This is a genomic window from Algibacter sp. YIN40, from assembly GCF_057219435.1.
In genome coordinates this window covers 690,531-709,298 of record NZ_JBXVVC010000001.1, presented here as the reverse complement: position 1 = coordinate 709,298, position 18,768 = coordinate 690,531, and the positions used below count along the sequence as shown (strand labels likewise).

General features: G+C 33.1%; 20 protein-coding genes. 7 read left to right on the top strand and 13 right to left on the bottom strand.

Translation table 11 applies throughout. The annotated features are described in order from the left end of the window. Positions 1–141: 141 nt before the first annotated feature. The gene (locus AC2D6V_RS03460) at positions 142–264 is read left to right on the top strand and encodes a hypothetical protein (protein WP_484646653.1); all 123 of its coding nucleotides are present in this window, start codon (positions 142–144) and stop codon (positions 262–264) included. Here the strand turns inward: AC2D6V_RS03460 and AC2D6V_RS03455 are convergent. From AC2D6V_RS03455 to hemA, 13 genes are all read right to left on the bottom strand, one after another. Further along, a complete protein-coding gene (locus tag AC2D6V_RS03455; RefSeq protein WP_484646652.1) occupies positions 259–1,938 on the bottom strand; it encodes an ABC transporter ATP-binding protein in 1,680 nt (559 codons plus the stop codon). The genes AC2D6V_RS03460 and AC2D6V_RS03455 overlap by 6 nt on opposite strands. Further along, positions 1,939–2,652, bottom strand: coding sequence for a 3'-5' exonuclease (locus AC2D6V_RS03450; RefSeq protein WP_484646651.1), 714 nt, complete (start codon positions 2,650–2,652; stop codon positions 1,939–1,941). Then, the gene (locus AC2D6V_RS03445; protein ID WP_484646650.1) at positions 2,642–3,799 is read right to left on the bottom strand and encodes a serine hydrolase domain-containing protein; all 1,158 of its coding nucleotides are present in this window, start codon (positions 3,797–3,799) and stop codon (positions 2,642–2,644) included. The genes AC2D6V_RS03450 and AC2D6V_RS03445 overlap by 11 nt, the downstream gene beginning before the upstream one ends. 61 nt (positions 3,800–3,860) lie before the next feature. Next, positions 3,861–4,334: a methylated-DNA--[protein]-cysteine S-methyltransferase gene (locus AC2D6V_RS03440; protein ID WP_484646649.1), complete on the bottom strand. Its 474-nt coding sequence runs from the start codon at positions 4,332–4,334 to the stop codon at positions 3,861–3,863. Between the two features lie 85 nt (positions 4,335–4,419). Then, complete coding sequence (locus AC2D6V_RS03435; protein WP_484646648.1) at positions 4,420–5,505, bottom strand: CNNM domain-containing protein; 1,086 nt, start codon at positions 5,503–5,505, stop codon at positions 4,420–4,422. Between the two features lie 26 nt (positions 5,506–5,531). Continuing rightward, on the bottom strand, positions 5,532–6,521 hold the full coding sequence (gene hemB / locus AC2D6V_RS03430; RefSeq protein WP_484646647.1) for a porphobilinogen synthase: 990 nt from the start codon (positions 6,519–6,521) through the stop codon (positions 5,532–5,534). A gap of 28 nt (positions 6,522–6,549) precedes the next feature. Next, entirely contained in the window at positions 6,550–7,458 is a 909-nt protein-coding gene (hemF, locus tag AC2D6V_RS03425; protein WP_484646646.1) for an oxygen-dependent coproporphyrinogen oxidase, read from the bottom strand. Between the two features lie 3 nt (positions 7,459–7,461). Beyond that, on the bottom strand, positions 7,462–7,809 hold the full coding sequence (locus AC2D6V_RS03420) for a 5-carboxymethyl-2-hydroxymuconate Delta-isomerase (protein ID WP_484646645.1): 348 nt from the start codon (positions 7,807–7,809) through the stop codon (positions 7,462–7,464). Positions 7,810–7,812: 3 nt separating this feature from the next. After that, positions 7,813–8,358 carry a GNAT family N-acetyltransferase gene (locus tag AC2D6V_RS03415; protein WP_484646644.1) on the bottom strand — a complete coding sequence of 182 codons (546 nt, stop codon included), beginning with the start codon at positions 8,356–8,358 and terminating at the stop codon, positions 7,813–7,815. Next, positions 8,348–9,106, bottom strand: a complete 759-nt coding sequence (locus AC2D6V_RS03410) for an EI24 domain-containing protein (protein ID WP_484646643.1) — start codon at positions 9,104–9,106, stop codon at positions 8,348–8,350. Before AC2D6V_RS03410 ends, AC2D6V_RS03415 begins: the two co-directional genes overlap by 11 nt. Before the next feature lie 150 nt (positions 9,107–9,256). Beyond that, positions 9,257–10,291, bottom strand: coding sequence for a uroporphyrinogen decarboxylase (gene hemE, locus AC2D6V_RS03405; protein WP_484646642.1), 1,035 nt, complete (start codon positions 10,289–10,291; stop codon positions 9,257–9,259). A gap of 4 nt (positions 10,292–10,295) precedes the next feature. After that, a complete protein-coding gene (gene hemC, locus AC2D6V_RS03400) occupies positions 10,296–11,873 on the bottom strand; it encodes a hydroxymethylbilane synthase (protein ID WP_484646641.1) in 1,578 nt (525 codons plus the stop codon). Then, positions 11,866–13,128 carry a glutamyl-tRNA reductase gene (hemA, locus tag AC2D6V_RS03395; protein ID WP_484646640.1) on the bottom strand — a complete coding sequence of 421 codons (1,263 nt, stop codon included), beginning with the start codon at positions 13,126–13,128 and terminating at the stop codon, positions 11,866–11,868. Before hemA ends, hemC begins: the two co-directional genes overlap by 8 nt. Positions 13,129–13,325: 197 nt before the next feature. Between hemA and AC2D6V_RS03390 the strand changes: the two genes are divergently transcribed. The 6 genes from AC2D6V_RS03390 to AC2D6V_RS03365 all read left to right on the top strand — a co-directional run bounded on the left by AC2D6V_RS03390 (position 13,326) and on the right by AC2D6V_RS03365 (position 18,686). Beyond that, complete coding sequence (locus AC2D6V_RS03390) at positions 13,326–14,216, top strand: helix-turn-helix transcriptional regulator (protein WP_484646639.1); 891 nt, start codon at positions 13,326–13,328, stop codon at positions 14,214–14,216. Positions 14,217–14,252: 36 nt separating this feature from the next. After that, positions 14,253–14,414 carry a hypothetical protein gene (locus tag AC2D6V_RS03385; protein WP_484646638.1) on the top strand — a complete coding sequence of 54 codons (162 nt, stop codon included), beginning with the start codon at positions 14,253–14,255 and terminating at the stop codon, positions 14,412–14,414. A gap of 70 nt (positions 14,415–14,484) precedes the next feature. After that, positions 14,485–15,522, top strand: a complete 1,038-nt coding sequence (hemH, locus tag AC2D6V_RS03380) for a ferrochelatase (protein ID WP_484646637.1) — start codon at positions 14,485–14,487, stop codon at positions 15,520–15,522. Position 15,523: 1 nt separating this feature from the next. Further along, positions 15,524–16,072, top strand: coding sequence for a CopD family protein (locus AC2D6V_RS03375; protein WP_484646636.1), 549 nt, complete (start codon positions 15,524–15,526; stop codon positions 16,070–16,072). A gap of 174 nt (positions 16,073–16,246) precedes the next feature. Continuing rightward, positions 16,247–17,653 (top strand): sensor histidine kinase, encoded by a 1,407-nt coding sequence (locus tag AC2D6V_RS03370; protein WP_484646635.1) that lies wholly within the window; start codon positions 16,247–16,249, stop codon positions 17,651–17,653. A gap of 250 nt (positions 17,654–17,903) precedes the next feature. Then, the gene (locus AC2D6V_RS03365; protein ID WP_484646634.1) at positions 17,904–18,686 is read left to right on the top strand and encodes an enoyl-CoA hydratase/isomerase family protein; all 783 of its coding nucleotides are present in this window, start codon (positions 17,904–17,906) and stop codon (positions 18,684–18,686) included. The last annotated feature ends 82 nt before the right edge of the window (positions 18,687–18,768 follow it).

Sequence of the window (18,768 nt, the reverse complement as noted above, 5' to 3'; positions counted from 1 at the left end):
TGTTAAAATTAAATGCATTTCATCGATTATTTTTGTTTTTAAACTGATATATTGAAAATTTGTTTCATATTTACAATCCCCAAATAAACCAAATTAAATAACAGATTTGCCCAAAATCTACCATAAACTTAACCTACGAATATGGAACCAAATCTATCTGAACAAACTACTTTTGAAGAAAGTAAATTCAAAGAAACTATTCAAGAGAATTTACGATTTATAAGAAGTTTAATGTATTTAACAAAAAAAGTATTCATGCTATAATCCTTTTGGAATAGCATGAATTAATTTTTTTGTGTATTCTTTTTTGGGATTACAGTAAATAACGTCGGCATCATCCAGTTCTTCTATTTTACCTTCATTCATAACTAATAATTGATCAGACATGTATTTTACTACAGCTAAGTCGTGTGAAATAAAAATGTAAGTAAATCCAAATGTTTCTTTTAGATCATTTAGTAAATTTAAAACTTGAGCTTGAACCGATATATCTAATGCAGAAACAGACTCGTCGCAAACAATTAATTTAGGTTGTAATGCAATAGTTCTAGCAATACCGATTCGTTGTCTTTGTCCTCCAGAAAACTCATGTGGGTAACGGTTAAAATAGTCTTCAGATAAGCCTACTTTATTAAGGATATCAATAACAGCATCTTTTCGTTCTTTATTAGAATTATAAAGATTGTGAACCCGCATTGGCTCCATAATAGCTTCGCCAACAGGTATACGAGGATTTAATGATGAATATGGGTCTTGGAAAATAATTTGAATATCTTTTCTTAGTTTTCTAGTTTCTGTTTTCGATAATTTGGTAATATCAATACCATTATATAAAATTTTCCCTACAGTAGCTTTATCTAGTTGAAGAATAGCATTTCCTAAAGTTGATTTTCCACAACCAGATTCACCAACTAAGCCTAAAGTTTCGCCTTTGAATAATTTGAAGCTAACATTATTTACAGCTTTAAAAAATTTAGGTTTTGTAAACCAACCAGATTGGGATATATAATCTTTCTCTACATTAATAACTTCTAATAAAGGAGTACTACTATATAATTTTTCATGTTTCAGTTTGCGTTGTTCGCTCGTAACCACTTCTTCAGAAAAGTCTTCATCCAAGTAATCTTGAATAGTAGGTAAAACTTTTAATCGTGTATCGAGAGAAGGTCTTGAATTTATCAATGCTTTGGTGTAATTATGCTGCGGATTTCTAAATATGTTTTCAACCAAACCTTGTTCAACAATATTGCCTTGATACATTACTAGAACACGATTTGCTATTTGAGAAATTAATGCCAGGTCATGCGTAATAAAAATGATGCTCATCTTTGTTTGCTGTTGCAACTCTTTTAGCAAACTAATAATCTCTTTTTGCACGGTAACATCAAGTGCCGTTGTAGGCTCGTCTGCAATTAAAATATCTGGCTTACACGCTATAGCCATAGCAATCATAACACGTTGCTTTTGTCCACCAGAAATTTCATGGGGATAAGCACTATATACTCGAGATGGATTAGGGAGTTTTACTTGTTCAAATAACGAAATAACTTCACTTTTTGCTTCAGATATTGACAAATTTGTATGCTGAACTAAAATTTCTAAAACCTGCTTACCACAAGACATCGAAGGATTTAAAGAACTCATAGGTTCTTGAAAAATCATGGCGATTTTGTTCCCTCTAATATTTTGGAATATTTTATTTGAAACTGTGGTTAAATCTTTATCACTATATAAAATGTTTCCTGAACTAATTTTGGAAATTTTCTTTGGTAATAAACCTAAAATAGCCAAAGATGACACCGATTTGCCCGAGCCCGATTCACCAACAATACCTAAAATCTCATTTTTGTTTAAGGTATAAGAAATGTTATGAATTACTTCATTGTTACCAAAGGAGATGGATAAGTTTTTAATGCTCAAAATTGGGCTTTCTGACATTTATATGTGGATTATTTCATCATCGTTTAAAATAGCATCACCACGTAGACGTAAAAATATTTGAGCTACTGCAATAGTGTCTTTTTCACAATAGATGATTATACGATCTATATTTTTTTCCTCATAATAAACCTTGCAAACTTCACTGCCATCTATGTCATCTTTTGGAGAAGGAATACCTAAAACATTTGTAAGTAATTTTAAGGAGGAATAAGTTTTATAATCACCAAATTTCCATAATTCTAAGGTATCAAGATGTGGAACTTCCCAAGGTTTTTTGCCAAAGAGGTTTAGTTTATATGGCAACACAATATCGTTAATAATCATTCTACGTGCTATATAAGGGAAATCGAACTCTTTACCATTATGCGCACAAAGCAAATGTTTTGTTTGACTGAAATGTGAAATTAATAAGCTTTTAAAATCCTTTAAAATTTTAACTTCATCTCCATAAAAAGAGGTTACTCTAAACTTTCGTTCTTCTCCTTGAAATGTAAAATAACCAACAGAGATACAGATTATTTTTCCAAATTCTGCCCAAATTCCAGCTCGATCGTAAAATTCTTCAGCAGTATAATCTTCTTTTCTTTGGTATTGCGATTTGGCTTCCCAAAGGGCTTGTTTGTCTTTTTCTAATTCTGAAAAGTGTTCAAATTCAGGAACAGTTTCTATGTCCAGAAATAATATGTTTTCTAGGTTTAGTTTACTTATCATCACCTAACATTTTATAAGTTTCTTCAATATATGTGACAAGGTCTTCTGTGTTAGTACCTACACCATTAACTGCATTGGGTGGTTTGCTATGCCCTAACCTAACTATAATTAAATTATCATTTGGTTGAACCATTACATATTGTCCAAGAAGACCATGCATCATAAAAAAATCTTTACCCGAAATCTTGTGAAGCCACCACCCATAGCCATATTGAGGGCTGTCTTTAAAACGTGGTTTTATGGATTTTGCCACAAAAACAGAATCTAAAAGTTGTTTGCCATTCCATTTGCCATAATCTTTATACAATTTGCCAAATCGCGCAAAATCTCTTGCATTACTAGAAATACAACAATAAGATTTTGCTAATTTGTTTTCATCATCATCTAATTGCCATAAGGCATCATTAACAGCTCCCATAGGTTGCCAAAATTTTTCGGATAGATAGTGTGCTAATCTTTTTCCTGTAGCTTTTTCAATTACCATTCCTAGTAATTGAATATCACCACTTGAGTATTTAAATTCTACGCCAGATGGTTTAGTTATTTTTTGAGATAAAATAGTTTCACCAACGTTATTTCCATAATTGAGCCTTGCAGTTATTCCAAAAGGATTCTTATAGTGTTCTGTCCAATCCATTCCTGAGGACATAGACGCTAAGTCTCCAACGGTTGCTCTTACTTCATTATATTCTGGGTAAAAATCACTAATGGGCTGATTTAGGCTTTTTATATAGCCATCCATAATGGCTTTACCGAGGAGAGTCGTTGTAATACTTTTTGCCATTGAAAACGAATTGGTTTTGGAGTTTTCATTAACACCATCATAATAGTTCTCAAACCAAACACTATCATTTTTTATTATAACAAATGCCACAGTTCCCCAATCTTTATTTGCTTTGGTAAGTTTATCAGTTTCAATAACTGTATTGTACCTTTTATGGTTTGGCCAGGGTGAAGAGGTCGCCCCTTTTTTAATAGTATCGTTTACAAAATAAGGATAATCATCAATAAAGGCTGTTGAATGTCCAGTAAAGTAAACAACGCGGAAACCTTTTATAAGATAGTCGTAATCAAAAATATATAGTAAAATAACAATGGTAGAGATGGTAATAATAAACCATTTAAGTATCTTTTTTAAAAATTTCATATCAAATATTTAGTAGTAGCTAAATATAGCAATAAATGAAGAAGAGTAGTAATGATTGAAACTAAAAAAGAGATTGTTGCTTATAAGGACTTTCATGTTCTAGCAACCATTGTTTTCGGTATAAACCTCCAGCATATCCTGTTAGTGAACCATCGCTACCTATAACTCGATGGCACGGTACAATAATCCATAATGGGTTTTTTCCATTAGCATTTGCCACAGCACGTATAGCTTTAACGTCACCAATTTGTTTTGATAATTCTAGATAAGACACTGTTTTTCCATAAGGAATTTGCTCAAGATGTTTCCATACTTTCTTTTGAAAATCGGTGCCTAAAGCATTTAATTTTAGGTCGAATTGATTACGTTTGCCTTTAAAATATTCATTGAGTTGAATAATGCAATCTTCTAATTCAATTGGAATAATGTCTGTGACTTTTTCTGTGGAATTTAAAACAGTTACGGAATTAATACCATTTTCATCACCAACAATTTTAGTAAACCCTAGAGGTGAATTAATGATACAAGTTTTCATCTGGTTATTTTTATTTTAAAATTGTCAGATGCAACATTCATAATTATTTATAGTTTTTATTCTTGTTTCAAGTATGAAAGTTTCATTATTCAGTAGGTTTTTCATCATCTAAAATACCTAGTTTTTTAGCGCGTGCTTCCCAACTTTTTCTAGCTAAATGTTGTAGGTCTGAAACATTATCACTTTCATCCATAATCTCTAACCCAAGAAGTGTTTCAATAACATCTTCCATAGTCACTAGACCACTTACCGAACCATATTCATCGACCACTAAAGCCATATGATTTCTCGTTTCTACTAACTTTTCAAATAGAGTAGGAATGGCTAAATTTCTGTTGACCACAATAATATTTCGTTTGAGGGCAGACAGTTTTTTATTATTATTATCTAATGCCATCTCTTTAAAGATTTCATCTTTTAGTACAAGCCCTATAATATTATCTGAATCTCCTGAGTAAATAGGAATTCTAGAAAAGCGTAGATTTAAATTTCTTTTAAAGAAATCTTCAACAGTAGTATTTTCGTCTTCGGTTTTCATTACGGTTCGTGGTGTCATCACATCTTTTGCGAATACCTCCTTGAATGTGAGTAGGTTTTTTATAATCTTACTTTCATTTTCTTGAAAAACACCTTCTTCATGCGCTATATCCGTCATTGCCATAAAGCCTTCGCGACTCAAAACACTTCCATGACCTTTGCCCCCAATAAGCTTTGTGGTTAATTGAAGTAGCCATAGAATACCAGTCCATTTGAGAGGAAAAATTAATACTGTTAATGCTTTTGATGTAAAATTAGCTAGTTTTTTCCAGTAAGTAGCACCAATAGTTTTTGGAATTATTTCTGAAGCAACTAAAATTAAAAAGGTCATAATTGCCGAAACAATACCTACGGTATTAATTCCCCAAAGTTCAATTTTAAAAGGTAATTTTTCAGCTTCAATACCTACCATCATAGCGCCTAAAGTATGCGCAATGGTGTTTAATGTTAGTATCGCAATGAGTGGTTTGTCTACATCTTTTTTTAAAGCTTCTAAGGTTAATGCATAATCTTTACCCTCTTGTTTTTTTAAATTTATAAAAGTAGGGCTAATGCTTAATAATACTGCCTCTAGGATGGAGCATAAAAAGGAAAAGAAAATAGAAATGGTTGCCCAAAAGATTAATGCGCTCATTAAATAGGTTTTAGTTGAAGGCTAATTTACGAAAGTAATTTAACTACATCCTTTGCGAAATAACTTGCTATAATATCTGCACCAGCACGTTTGAAAGCAGTAGTAGTTTCCATCATAGTTTTATCGTGGTCTAGCCAACCTTTTCCAGAAGCAGCTTTAATCATGGCATATTCACCTGATACTTGATATATAGCAACAGGAACATCTACTTCATTTTTAATTTCTCTAAGAATATCTAAATAAGAGATGCCGGGTTTCACCATAACAATGTCGGCCCCTTCGTCAATATCCATTTCGGTTTCACGAATAGCTTCAAAACGATTGCCATAATCCATTTGATAGGTCTTTTTATCTTTCGGTATATCAACTAAATCAACAGGAGCAGAATCTAAAGCATCACGAAAAGGGCCATAAAATGCTGAAGCATATTTTGCAGAATAACTCATAATGCCTGTATTGATAAATCCTTCATCTTCTAAGGCTTCGCGAATGCTTATAATACGTCCGTCCATCATATCGCTTGGTGCTACAAAGTCGGCACCAGCTTCGGCATGAGAAACACTCATTTCTGCTAACACTTCTGCAGTTTCATCGTTGATGATTTGTCCATTTTCAATAATACCATCATGCCCATAAGCTGAGTATGGATCTAATGCCACATCAGTCATTACTAACATATCTGGGCACACATTTTTAACGGTTTTCACTGCACGTTGCATCAATCCGTTTGGGTTTAATGCTTCTGTGCCTTTGTTATCTTTTAAATTATCGGGTACTTTCACAAAGAGTAACACCGATTTTAAACCTAGTTTCCAAAGTTCTTTTACTTCACCTTCCAACAAATCTAAACTGTAACGGAAGTAATTTGGCATGGATGGAATTTCACCTTTTATGCCTTTACCTTCAACAACAAAAAGCGGTACTAAAAAATCGTCTGGTGTAATTACGGTTTCACGAACTAAGGAGCGAATGGCTTCGTTGGTTCTTAATCTTCGGTTTCTTCTAAGTGGATACATTGTAAAAAATGTTTATGTGTTGATGCGTTTATTTGTTTACCCAGTCAATTGGTTTTTTTAATACTTCTAAAAGTTTTTCTTCTGCACTTCCTTCTTCTGGATGATGATCGTATACCCATTGCACATGCGGTGGTAAACTCATTAAAATACTTTCTATACGTCCGTTGGTTTTTAGCCCGAACAATGTGCCTTTGTCATGAACTAAATTAAATTCAACATAACGGCCTCTTCTTATTTCTTGCCAATTGCGTTGTGCTTCGGTATAACCTAGGTCTTTTCGTTTTTTAACTATTGGTACAAAAGCATCCAAGAAGCTATCTCCAACTTCTGTTACAAAGCTATACCAATTTTTCATAGTCATGGTTTCTGATGCTTTGCAATAATCGAAAAACAATCCCCCTATGCCTCTACCTTCGTTTCGGTGTGCGTTGTAAAAGTATTCATCACAACGTTTTTTATAGGTAGGATAAAACTCAGGATTGTGTTTGTCGCAAGCTGATTTACAGGTTTGATGAAAGTGTTTTGCATCTTCTTCAAACAAATAATACGGTGTTAAATCTTGTCCGCCACCAAACCAGCTATCAATGATGTTTCCATCCTTATTATACATTTCAAAATAACGCCAGTTTGCATGAACAGTTGGGACCATTGGGTTTTTAGGATGCAAAACCAAACTTAAGCCACAGGCAAAAAAGTCAACATCGCCTACTTTAAAATAAGCTTGCATGGATTTTGGTAATTTACCATAAACACCAGAAATATTTACGCCACCTTTTTCAAAAACGTTGCCGTTTTCAATAACTCGTGTCCGTCCGCCGCCACCTTCTGGTCGTTTCCAAATATCTTCTTCAAATTTAGCGGCACCATCAATGGCTTCTAGTTTCGTAGTAATGCGATCTTGTAAATCTTGTATGTATTGGTAGAATTTGTCTTTCATAATTTATACCATATTTTTATTACAGTATGTAGCTTTTTCAAAATCGTTAATATTAATAGCGATAAACTCAACTTGAGGAAACATAGTGGTTAATTTAGCTACAATACTTTTAGAAAGGTTTGATTTTTGGCTTGTTGTTCTGCCTTCCATAATATTAGCAAAAACATGAATAAAATCGCCTTGTTTCCCTCCAACTAGATAATGTTCTTTAAAAGGGTTTAAGCGCACTTTAATATCTAATTCATCAAATAATCCAGTATCAGTAGCGGCTCGATGTACTTCTAAAACTATTTTTTCTGGTTGTTGTAAGCTTAAAATGTTTTCTGAGCAATCAATTACAAAATGTGGCATATTTTAAGATTGAAATTTTTTATACAATTCATATAATTCCATATTTAATGGACTTTTTCCTGGAGGTGTAAACTCATTTTCGAGAGTTTTAATCCAAGTAAAGTTGTTGTTTTCTGCAACTTTAACGCTTCCTATATTATTTTTGTAAACAATGATTTGCAGTGTTTCTAAACCTAAAGTTTCAAAAGCATAGTCTGATAGTTGTTTTACGGCTTCAGTCATTAAACCTTTGCTTTCAACAGTATAATCTATACAATATGCGAACTCACCTTGTTTTTTGTTCCAATCGACTTCTTTGATGTACACTAAACCAACTAATTTATTGGTTTCGGTTTCTCTTAAAGTGAATAAAAAGACCTCTTTAGCTTCAAATTGTTTGACCATTTTTGTGACAAAACTATTTGATAAATCGGGTGTTAAATTCTGTTCTAGTGTTTTTGGGAAATAGTTTTTTAATCGGTCTTCATTTGCTACAGCAAAATTGCAAAGGGCCCATCCATCTTTTAGATTAATAGGGGTGATAAGATATGATTCAAAATTAAGCTGCATGTACAGGTTTATTATTAAGTTGAAGCGCTTCTACCGTTCTAATTGAAGCTGCCGTAACAGATAAAGGTAGCACTAAAATTACACCAATTACCGGAATTAATAAAAACAGAATAAATACAATGCCGTTGCCAATGGCTAATCCACGATTTTTACGCACAAATTGTAAGCTTTGTTTATATTGAAAATGACGTTCTAAAGTGTAATCCATATTACCAAAACCAGCATAATAAGCTTGTACCATAAATAGTAATATGGTGGAAAATATATTGACTATGGGAATAAATTTTAAAAGTAGAATAGGAATAGTAAGCAACAATTCCATAAATAAGTTTCTACCATTAATTTTTATTCCACGCATGAGTTGTTGCATAAAGGAAGTGTCTCTATGCGAATGTGATGTGTTACTTGTAAAATGGGCTTCAATTTTTTCTGAAACGGGACTCATAAATGGGGCTGATAAAGCCATTATAATGTGTTTGAATAAAATGAGCCCGATGACTAGAATAATTAGCCCGCCGATAAAATTGCTTATTGAAGAAAAGGTTTCTTTCCCCCAATCCCAAATCCAAATTTTTGAGATGAAAGCGCCAATATTATCTGATAACCCATAGGCTGAACTAAAGACAATAATTGCAGTTACCAAACTAATTATCATTGGAACAGCAAAATATTTCCAAAGTTTTAATTTTGAAATTAAGCTGAAAGCACCAAAATATGCTTTAATTCCTGAAATGATATTTTTAATCATAAAGCCTCTCCCTAACCCCCTCCAAAGGAGAGGGCGTTTGGGTCGTTTTATTGTTCAAATTTCGTTCCAAATTCAAAAGTCATTAGCGAACATTTAATTGAGTACGAGTTTCTCCCTGAGCCAGTATTGAGCGTGGCCGAAATAAGGAGATTAAGAGGGACTCTTATATTCCTTAACTGCATCAATAAACGCTTTAGCATTATCTAATCCAATATTTGGTAAAATACCGTGCCCAAGGTTTACGATGTATTTGTCTTTGCCAAAATCATTAATCATTTGGTGTACCATTTTCTTGATTTCTGAAGGAGGAGAAAATAGACGTGTTGGGTCGAAATTACCCTGTAACGTAATGTTGCCTCCAGTTAAATAGCGAGCGTTTCTAGCAGAGCATGTCCAATCTATACCTAATGCTGAAGCGCCAGATTTTGCCATGTCGTTAAGTGCAAACCAACAGCCTTTACCGAAGGCAATAACGGGCGCATTGTCTTTTAAAGCATCAATAATTTGTTGGATATATTGCCACGAAAACTCTTGATAATCGACTGGAGAAAGCATGCCTCCCCAAGAATCGAAAACCTGAACAGCGTTACATCCTGCTTTTACTTTTTCTTTAAGATATGCAATGGTTGTATCTGTAATTTTTTGTAATAATTGGTGCGCAGCAATAGGGTTTGTAAAGCAAAATTCTTTGGCTTTATCAAAGTTTTTACTGCCTCGCCCTTGTACGCAATAGCATAGAATAGTCCATGGAGAACCTGCGAAACCTATTAACGGAATCTCGTCGTTAAGTTTTTCTTTGGTGGCTTTTATGGCTTGGTAAACGTAGTTTAAAGATTCTTTTACGTCTGGAACAATCACATTATCAACATCTTTTTGAGAGCGCACAGGGTTTGGTAAATACGGACCAAAATTTGGTTTCATTTGTACCTCAATGTTCATGGCTTGAGGAATTACCAAAATATCACAGAATAAAATAGCAGCATCCATACCATATCTACGAATAGGTTGCACAGTAATTTCACTTGCTAATTCTGGAGTTTGACAACGTGTAAAGAAATCGTATTTTGCCTTAATTTCCATGAATTCTGGAAGGTAGCGTCCCGCTTGACGCATCATCCAAACTGGAGGACGGTTTACGGTTTCTCCTTTTAATGCTCTTAAAAATAAATCGTTCTTAATGCTCATATTCTTAAACGTAATGTTCGTTTACTAATTCAATCACACTCTCCACAGTCGGTACTTTCGCAACCCGAACATCCTTAAAGTGTTTTTTAGCTTCTTTCGCTGTAGTTTCTCCAATACAAAAAGCAATGACTTCGCCTTTATTATTGCGCACAAAGCTTTCAACTGTTGATGGGCTGTAAAACATCACACTTTCAACTGAATCAGCTACCTTAAAACCATCATATTTTGTTTGGTAGGCTTCGACTTCATTTACTTTTATGTGATTTTCAGATAAAATAGTTGGCAAAGCATCTAATCTAATGTCGCTGCAAAAATAAGTAACTTCGGTACCATCCATAAATTCAACCAAATACTCTGCGAGCTTTTTAGCATTCTTTTCAGTGTGGGTAACCTTTCCTATTTTATTTTCTACCAAACGTTTAGTTCTTCTTCCAACACAGTAGATGTTTTTAAACTGTAATTCTATTGCTGAATAATTTGTAGTTAATGATTCTATGGCATTTTTACTAGTAATCACTACATTCTGTATTTCATTTTTTAAGAAACGCGGATGAATACGATTCAAGCTTATTTTTATGAAGTCTGAACTTTCTACAACAACTTTTTCATGAAATAGCAAACGTTGGTCTTCAGTAAAACTCTTTGTAGAGAACACATTCGTTTTTTTACTAGATTGTTTAATCTTATCCATTAAACGTTTGCCACCACGTTCAATAACAAAATCTGCACAGAATTGTGCCATATCGTTATGTTCACCTAGTTTTTTAACTCGGGTAACATCAATTCTTTTTGTACCATCTGGGCTTAATAAAACGCCTTTAAAGTTGATTTCTTCATCTTTAATGTAAGCTAATGCACCAATAGGTGCAGTACATCCGCCTTCTAGTTTGTTTAAAAATTCACGCTCAATAGTTGTGCAAATTTCGGTTTCTTCGTGATTTAATTCAGCACAAGCTTCTTTAACAAAGTCATCTTCATCTAAAGCGGTAATCATAATGGCACCCTGCGCTGGTGCAGGAATCATCCAATCTAAATTGATAGCTTCTTCTGGTCTAATACCAATACGTCCAATGCCGGCAGCGGCAAAAATAGCGCCGTTCCAATCTTCATTATCTTTTAGTTTTTGCAAACGAGAATTTACATTTCCTCTTAAATCGGTAATGGTATGTGTTGGGAATCTGTTTAACCATTGTGCTCTTCTACGTAAGCTACCTGTTGCAATAACAGCTTCTTTAGCACCTAAAAATTCTTCATTATCTTTAAAAACTAGAGTATCGTTTACGTTACCCCGTTTTAAAACCGCAGCTTGTATAATGCCATTTGGTAAAACGGTTGGTACGTCTTTTAAAGAATGCACCGCAATATCGATGTCATTATTTAACATGGCGATATCTAAAGTTCGGGTAAAAATACCTGTAATGCCTAATTCGTAGAGTGGTTTGTCTAAAACTAAATCGCCTGTAGATTTTACTGGAACTAATTTGGTTTTATGACCCGATTCTTCTAGCAGTTTTTTTACTATGTTGGCTTGCCATAGTGCTAATTGACTATCGCGCGTGCCAATTCTTATGATTTTAGACATTTTTTGTTGTAGGTTCTAACTGAAATACTTTTTTAATAAGTTCCAGACTATCATCAGTAGATACATCATCATCTTTTAAGTGATGTGCAAAATGATTTGTAATTTTTTGAATGATTTTATTGCTGATTAATTCGGCTTGTTCTTCGTTAAAATCAGATAATTTTTTACGTTGTGTATCCAATTCAGCAGTTGCGAAATCGGTTAATTTGTGTTTTAAAGCTTTTATGGTTGGTGCAAACTTTCTAGTTTCTAACCAACTATTAAATTCGCCTTTTACTTCTTCTATAATAACTTCAGCCGAAGGAATATGAGCTTTACGAGCTTCTAAGGTTTCATCAGTAATTTTAGACAAATGATCTAAATGAACTAAAGATACGTTATCTAATTCTTGAACATTTTCATTAACATTCTTAGGAATTGATAAATCTAAAATTAAAAGTGGTCTATGAGACTGAATAATGTATTTATCAATAGTTGGTCTTTGTGCACCAGTTGCAACAATCAAGATGTCGGATTCGCTTATTTCTTCTTGTAAATTTGCATAGTCTTTAACTAGTAAATTAAATTTTCCAGCAACCTGTTCCGCCTTATATTTTGTTCTATTTATGAGTGTGATGTGTTCGTTCTTAGTGTGCTTTACTAGGTTTTCACAAGTATTTCTACCTATTTTACCTGTTCCAAAGAGTAGAATATTTTTATCTGAAACGTTTTCAATAGTATTAAAAATATATTGTACCGAAGCAAAAGATACCGATGTAGCACCAGATGAAATATTTGTTTCGGTCTTTATACGTTTACTTGCTTGAATTACAGCATTGACTAAACGTTCTGTAAAATGATTTAATAAACTATATTTTCTCGAAAGTCTAGCACTAACTTTCAACTGACTAATAATTTCAAAATCACCAAGAATCTGGCTATCTAACCCAGAGCCAACACGAAACATGTGCGCAATAGCATCCTTATTCTTATAAATATAGGCCACATCGCGAAATTCTTCAACTGTACCATTAGTATTATCACAAAGTAATTGAATTAGTTGATAAGGGTGTTGTGCAAAACCATAAATTTCAGTTCGGTTACATGTAGATGTTACAACTAAACTTTCAATGTCATTTTCTTTGGCTTGATTAAGCAAAGCAACTTTAGAATCGTTGTCTAAACTAAATCGACCTCTAGTATCTGCATCGGCTTTTTTATAACTTAAGCCTATTGCATAAAAATAATTACTGCGTGAAATGTTGTACTTCTGCATTGCTATACCTGAAATTTCGAAACAAAAGTAACGGGATGCTTGAAAAAAAAATAACGCTCAAAGAACTTTTAATATCGTTTGTGGTTTTTTATCGATGTTTTTTCTTAAAACCTGATAATTGTCATATTTTTGTACTTTAATTGACTGTTTTTATTGATGTAATTTAGAACAAATCTAAATAAAATCTAGAAATGAATATGGAAAACAATATAAAAAGTGTCGCTAGAAGTTCTTTTAAAGAAACAAAAATAGACGAAGGTTTTTTTATTTTAACATTTAAAAATGATCAAAATATCGCTCAAAATGTTGCTAAAGAAATAGATAGCGAATTCATTCAGTTTCATTTTTGCGTTAAAGGGGCTACCAAATTTGTTTTTAACCAAGGGAGCTATACTTTAGATATTCAAGAAGAGAATTCGTTGCTTTTATACAATCCTCAACGGGAATTACCTATTGATCTTCAAGTGGATTCAAATTCATGGATTGTTTCTGTTTTAATTTCGATAAAACAGTTTCATGGCTTGTTTTCTCAAGAGGCAGATTATATTTCATTTTTGAATAAAGACAATAAGGATAAAAAGTATTACAAGGATGGGGTTATCTCCCCATCAATGGCAATTGTATTGAATCAATTGATTAGTTATAGTTTAAATTCATCTATAAAACAATTGTATTTTAAAGGAAAAGGGTATGAGTTATTAAGCTTATATTTTAATAGAAGTGAAGATGCCAATATAGAACAATGCCCGTTTTTAGTAGATGAAGATAACGTGATAAAAATCAGAAAAGCTAAAGATATTGTAGTTGCTCGTATGGCAGAACCACCTAGTTTACAAGAGCTTGCGGATGAAATAGGACTTAATATTAAAAAGCTTAAAGAAGGGTTTAAACAAATTTATGGCGATTCAGTATTTAGTTTTTTATTTGATTACAAAATGGAAGTTGCGAGAAAACTTCTTGAAGCAGGAGATGATAATGTAAACGAAGTAGGGCATAAAGTGGGCTATAGTACATCCAGTCATTTTATAGCTGCGTTTAAAAAGAAGTATGGGACGACACCTAAAAAGTATGTGATGTCTTTGAGTTAAATTTTAAGATTGCACATTGAGTATTAAATTTATAACATGAAATATTTAACCCCGGAAATTGCAGCTTTCTATAAAAATTTAAATGAAAAGTCCTTAGCACGCACTAATGTGTCTTGCGGTATTTTTCAAGATTGTAATCCTTCAGAAGATAAACCTAGTTTATATTATGAGGAGAAAACAGAAAAAGGTATTAAATAATTTAGAGTTGGGTAAGTTAAAATTATTTAATTGCCCTTTGTGTCGTATTTTTGGAAAATAATATTGCTATATGAAAAAAGGAGTTTTACTTGTTAATCTTGGTTCACCTGATAGTCCTGAACCAAAAGATGTAAAAAAGTATTTAGGTGAGTTTTTAATGGATGAGCGTGTTATTGATATCCCTTTGGTGGCAAGAACGGCCTTAGTAAAAGGAATTATTTTGAATACACGTCCAAAACAGTCGGCTGCTGCCTATAAAAAAATATGGTGGGAAGAAGGATCTCCGTTAATTGTTTTATCTCAAAGACTTCAAAATAAAGTACAAAAACAAGTTGAAACACCTTTAGCCTTAGCTATGCGTTACGGTAGTATGACCATAAAAAAAGGACTTCAAGAATTGGTGGATAAAGGTGTTGATGAAGTGCTGTTGTTCCCATTATATCCTCAATTTGCTATGGCTACAACCGAAACTATTTTGGTTTTAGCCGAAGAACTTCGTCAAGAATATTTTCCAAATTTAAAAATAGAATCGGTTCCAGCGTTTTATAATAAACCTGATTATATTGAGGTGCTTTCAAATTCCATAAGTAGACATTTAGAAAATAAAAACTTCGAGCACCTGTTATTCTCATATCATGGAGTTCCTGAGAGGCACATCCGAAAAAGTGATGTAACCAAATCACATTGTAAAATTGACAGGAGTTGTTGTATCACTCCCTCAAAAGCGCATGAGTTTTGTTATAAACATCAATGTCTAGAAGTTACTAGGTTGGTGGCAGAAAAACTTGAACTCGATGAAGGAATGTATTCAACCTCATTCCAGTCACGATTAGGGTTTGATCCTTGGTTACAACCATACACAGATAGAACTATAGAAAGATTAGGAAAACAAGGTATTAAAAACATGGCGATTGTGACACCAGCATTTGTTAGTGATTGTTTAGAAACTCTTGAGGAAATTGCTATGGAAGGGCAAGAGATATTCCATGAAATGGGAGGAAAAGATTTTACAACCGTACCATGTTTAAACGACGATGATGAATTTGTTGCCTTACTTTCTAATTGGATTAAGGAATGGACTAAATCTCCTCATGTAGAAATAAATTGATATGGAATACTACCCATACATAAAATCATTTCATCTCATTTTTGTAATCACATGGTTTGCGGGATTGTTTTATATTCCACGATTGTTTGTATATCAAATTGAAGCGTTTAATAAACCTTCGCCAGATAAAGAAATTTTAGGTAAGCAACTTAAACTTATGGCGAAACGATTGTGGTATATAATTACTTGGCCTTCGGCGATATTAGCAACGCTATTCGCTGTTTGGCTGCTCGTTTTGCAGCCGTATTGGCTAGAACAGCCATGGATGCAAGTAAAATTAGGCTTTGTACTTTTACTCATTATCTATCATTTAAAAACCCATCAATACTTTAAGCAACTACAGCAAGGCGAGATTAAAAAAACTTCTAGTTTCATGCGTATTTGGAATGAAGGAGCTACATTCATTTTGTTTGCAGTTATATTTTTGGTGGTTTTAAAAAGTGCTATTAATTGGGTTTGGGGTATTATTGGCATTATAGTATTAGGTATTCTGATAATGTTAGGTTTTAAAATTTATAAGAACATTAGAGATAAAAATCCAGAAGCATAAATAAATTTTCAAATTCCAAGCACCAAATTTCAAAAGTGTTTAATTGGAATTTGGTGCTTTATTTTTTCTGAATTTACACAAAGCGTTTTTGGTTTGATTATTGCTATATTTAATGCATCAATATTTAGGATGAAATTAAAAAAACTTTCCCTGCGAACCCGCATATTTATAGCTATGATACTTTTAGTATTATTAGCTTCTATACTTATTGCTGCGGTAGCTATTTATCAATATAACGAAGAGACTAAAGATTACCACGAGCAAAGACTTGAACGTAAAGAAAAAGCAATAAAGAGAAATATAGATTTTGTTATTCGTGAAACGTCTTTCGAAGTGATTCCTGAAAAGATTCCGTTTATTTTCAAAAGTGAAATCCATAAAATTGCAGATATTCATAATCAACAAATAAATCTTTATGATTTAGAAGGAGGGGTTCTAAAAACCTCTAGAGCATCGTTTGTAATGGATTCCATTCAAGATTGTTTAAGCGCTAATATTTTAAATGAACTGGCAAATACAGCCGATCATAGGTATATAGAAAAGATTGATAAAAATGGAAAAACATATCAATCGTCCTACACCTATTTCATGGATCATAAATCCAATGCGCTTGGTATTTTAAATTTACCATATCTAGAGAATGACGATTTTTTAGCAAAAGAACTAAATGAATTTCTAGAACGCTTAGGCTACGCGTATCTTCTGGTATTACTTACTGCCATATTTATAGCTTTTTTACTATCTAAATATATCACTAGATCATTAAAAACCATAAGCGATAAGATAAATGCGACGCGGTTAGAAAGACGGAACGAAAAAATTGAAATAGACGATACTAGTGAAGAAATTTCAACACTTGTAAATTCTTATAACAGTATGATTGATGAGCTGGAAGATAGCGCCGTTCAATTAGCAAAAAGCGAAAGGGAACAGGCATGGAGGGAAATGGCAAAACAGGTGGCTCATGAAATAAAAAATCCGCTCACACCAATGCGACTTACGGTTCAAAATTTTCAAAGGAAATTTAATCCTGAAGATCCAAAAATTAATTCAAAAGTAGATGAATATAGTAAAACACTTATTCAGCAAATAGATACTATGAGTTCTATTGCATCAGCATTTTCTAATTTTGCAAAAATGCCAGCGCAGCAAAACGAAACTCTTAATGTTGTAAAAATCGTGAAATTGGCTTTAGATATTTTCAATGAAGATTATATAGTGTTTAATGCAGAAGCCAAGGAAATAATTGCCAAGTTTGACAGAACACAACTTATACGTGTGGTTACAAATTTGGTTAAGAATGGTATTCAGTCGATTCCAGAAGATAAAACACCAAAAATAATTGTGAACGTTAGTGAGAAAAAAACCAAGGTGGTTATAACAGTTAGCGATAATGGTTCTGGTGTTTCTGAAGAAAACAAAAGCAAAGTCTTTGAGCCAAAATTTACAACCAAAACGAGTGGGATGGGACTTGGTTTAGCCATGGTAAAAAACATAGTTGAAACATATAGAGGAAGTATCACTTTTAAATCAGTAAAAGATAAGGGCACGGTATTTAAAGTATCTTTCCCAAAAGAGTAATTAGTTGCTAGAAAGGCAGGCTACTTAAAAAGTAGTAGTAATGTCATATTGAACTCGTCGAATTATTTCAAATTACTGATGAGCAATATCGATTTACACAGGCTCAACCTGACATAATAATTGTCAAACGACCTTAAATAAAAAAAGAAACCATAATGTCACACTGAGCTTGTCGAAGTGTATTGAATTAATAGAAATTCTAATCAATTCTGTCAGATTAAATTTAATCACATTTAAGTTATTGAAAACAATGAATTACGAAAATCTTCTCATCACAGCCCAAAATGGAATTTGCACCATTACTATAAATCGCCCTAAAAAGTTAAATGCTCTAAATAAAGAAACTATTGAAGAGTTACACGATGCTTTTTATCATGCAAATAAAGATAAAAAGATCAAAGCTATTATTTTAACTGGTAGTGGCGAAAAGGCTTTTGTAGCTGGTGCAGACATTAGTGAGTTTGCTGATTTTGATGTTGAAGAAGGTGCGGAATTAGCAGCAAAAGGGCAAGAGTTGTTGTTTAATTTTGTTGAAAATTTAGAAACCCCAGTAATAGCTGCAGTTAATGGTTTTGCCCTTGGTGGCGGGTTAGAATTAGCAATGGCATGTCATTTTAGAATTTCTAGCGATAATGCAAAAATGGGCTTACCAGAAGTATCATTGGGAGTAATCCCTGGATATGGCGGTACTCAACGTTTACCACAATTAATTGGGAAAGGTCGCGCTATGGAAATGATTATGACGGCTGGTATGATTGAGGCTAATCTAGCATTAAACTACGGTTTAGTAAACCATATAACCAATTTGGAAGAATTAATTCCACTTTGCGAAAAAATAGCGTCTAAAATTTCTAGAAACTCATCAGTAGCAATTAGCGCATCAATAAGAGCTATAAATGCCAATTTTAATGATGGTGTAAATGGTTATAATGTTGAAATTGAAGAATTTGGACATTGTTTTGGTACTGCAGATTTTAAAGAAGGTACCTCAGCGTTTTTAGAAAAACGTAAGGCTAATTTTCCGGGAAAATAATTTTTTTGGTTTCATTCTCAGATAAATTCAAGTCTGTCAAAACCCCTTAAACAATATTATACTTTATTTATCGTGCAAAGAG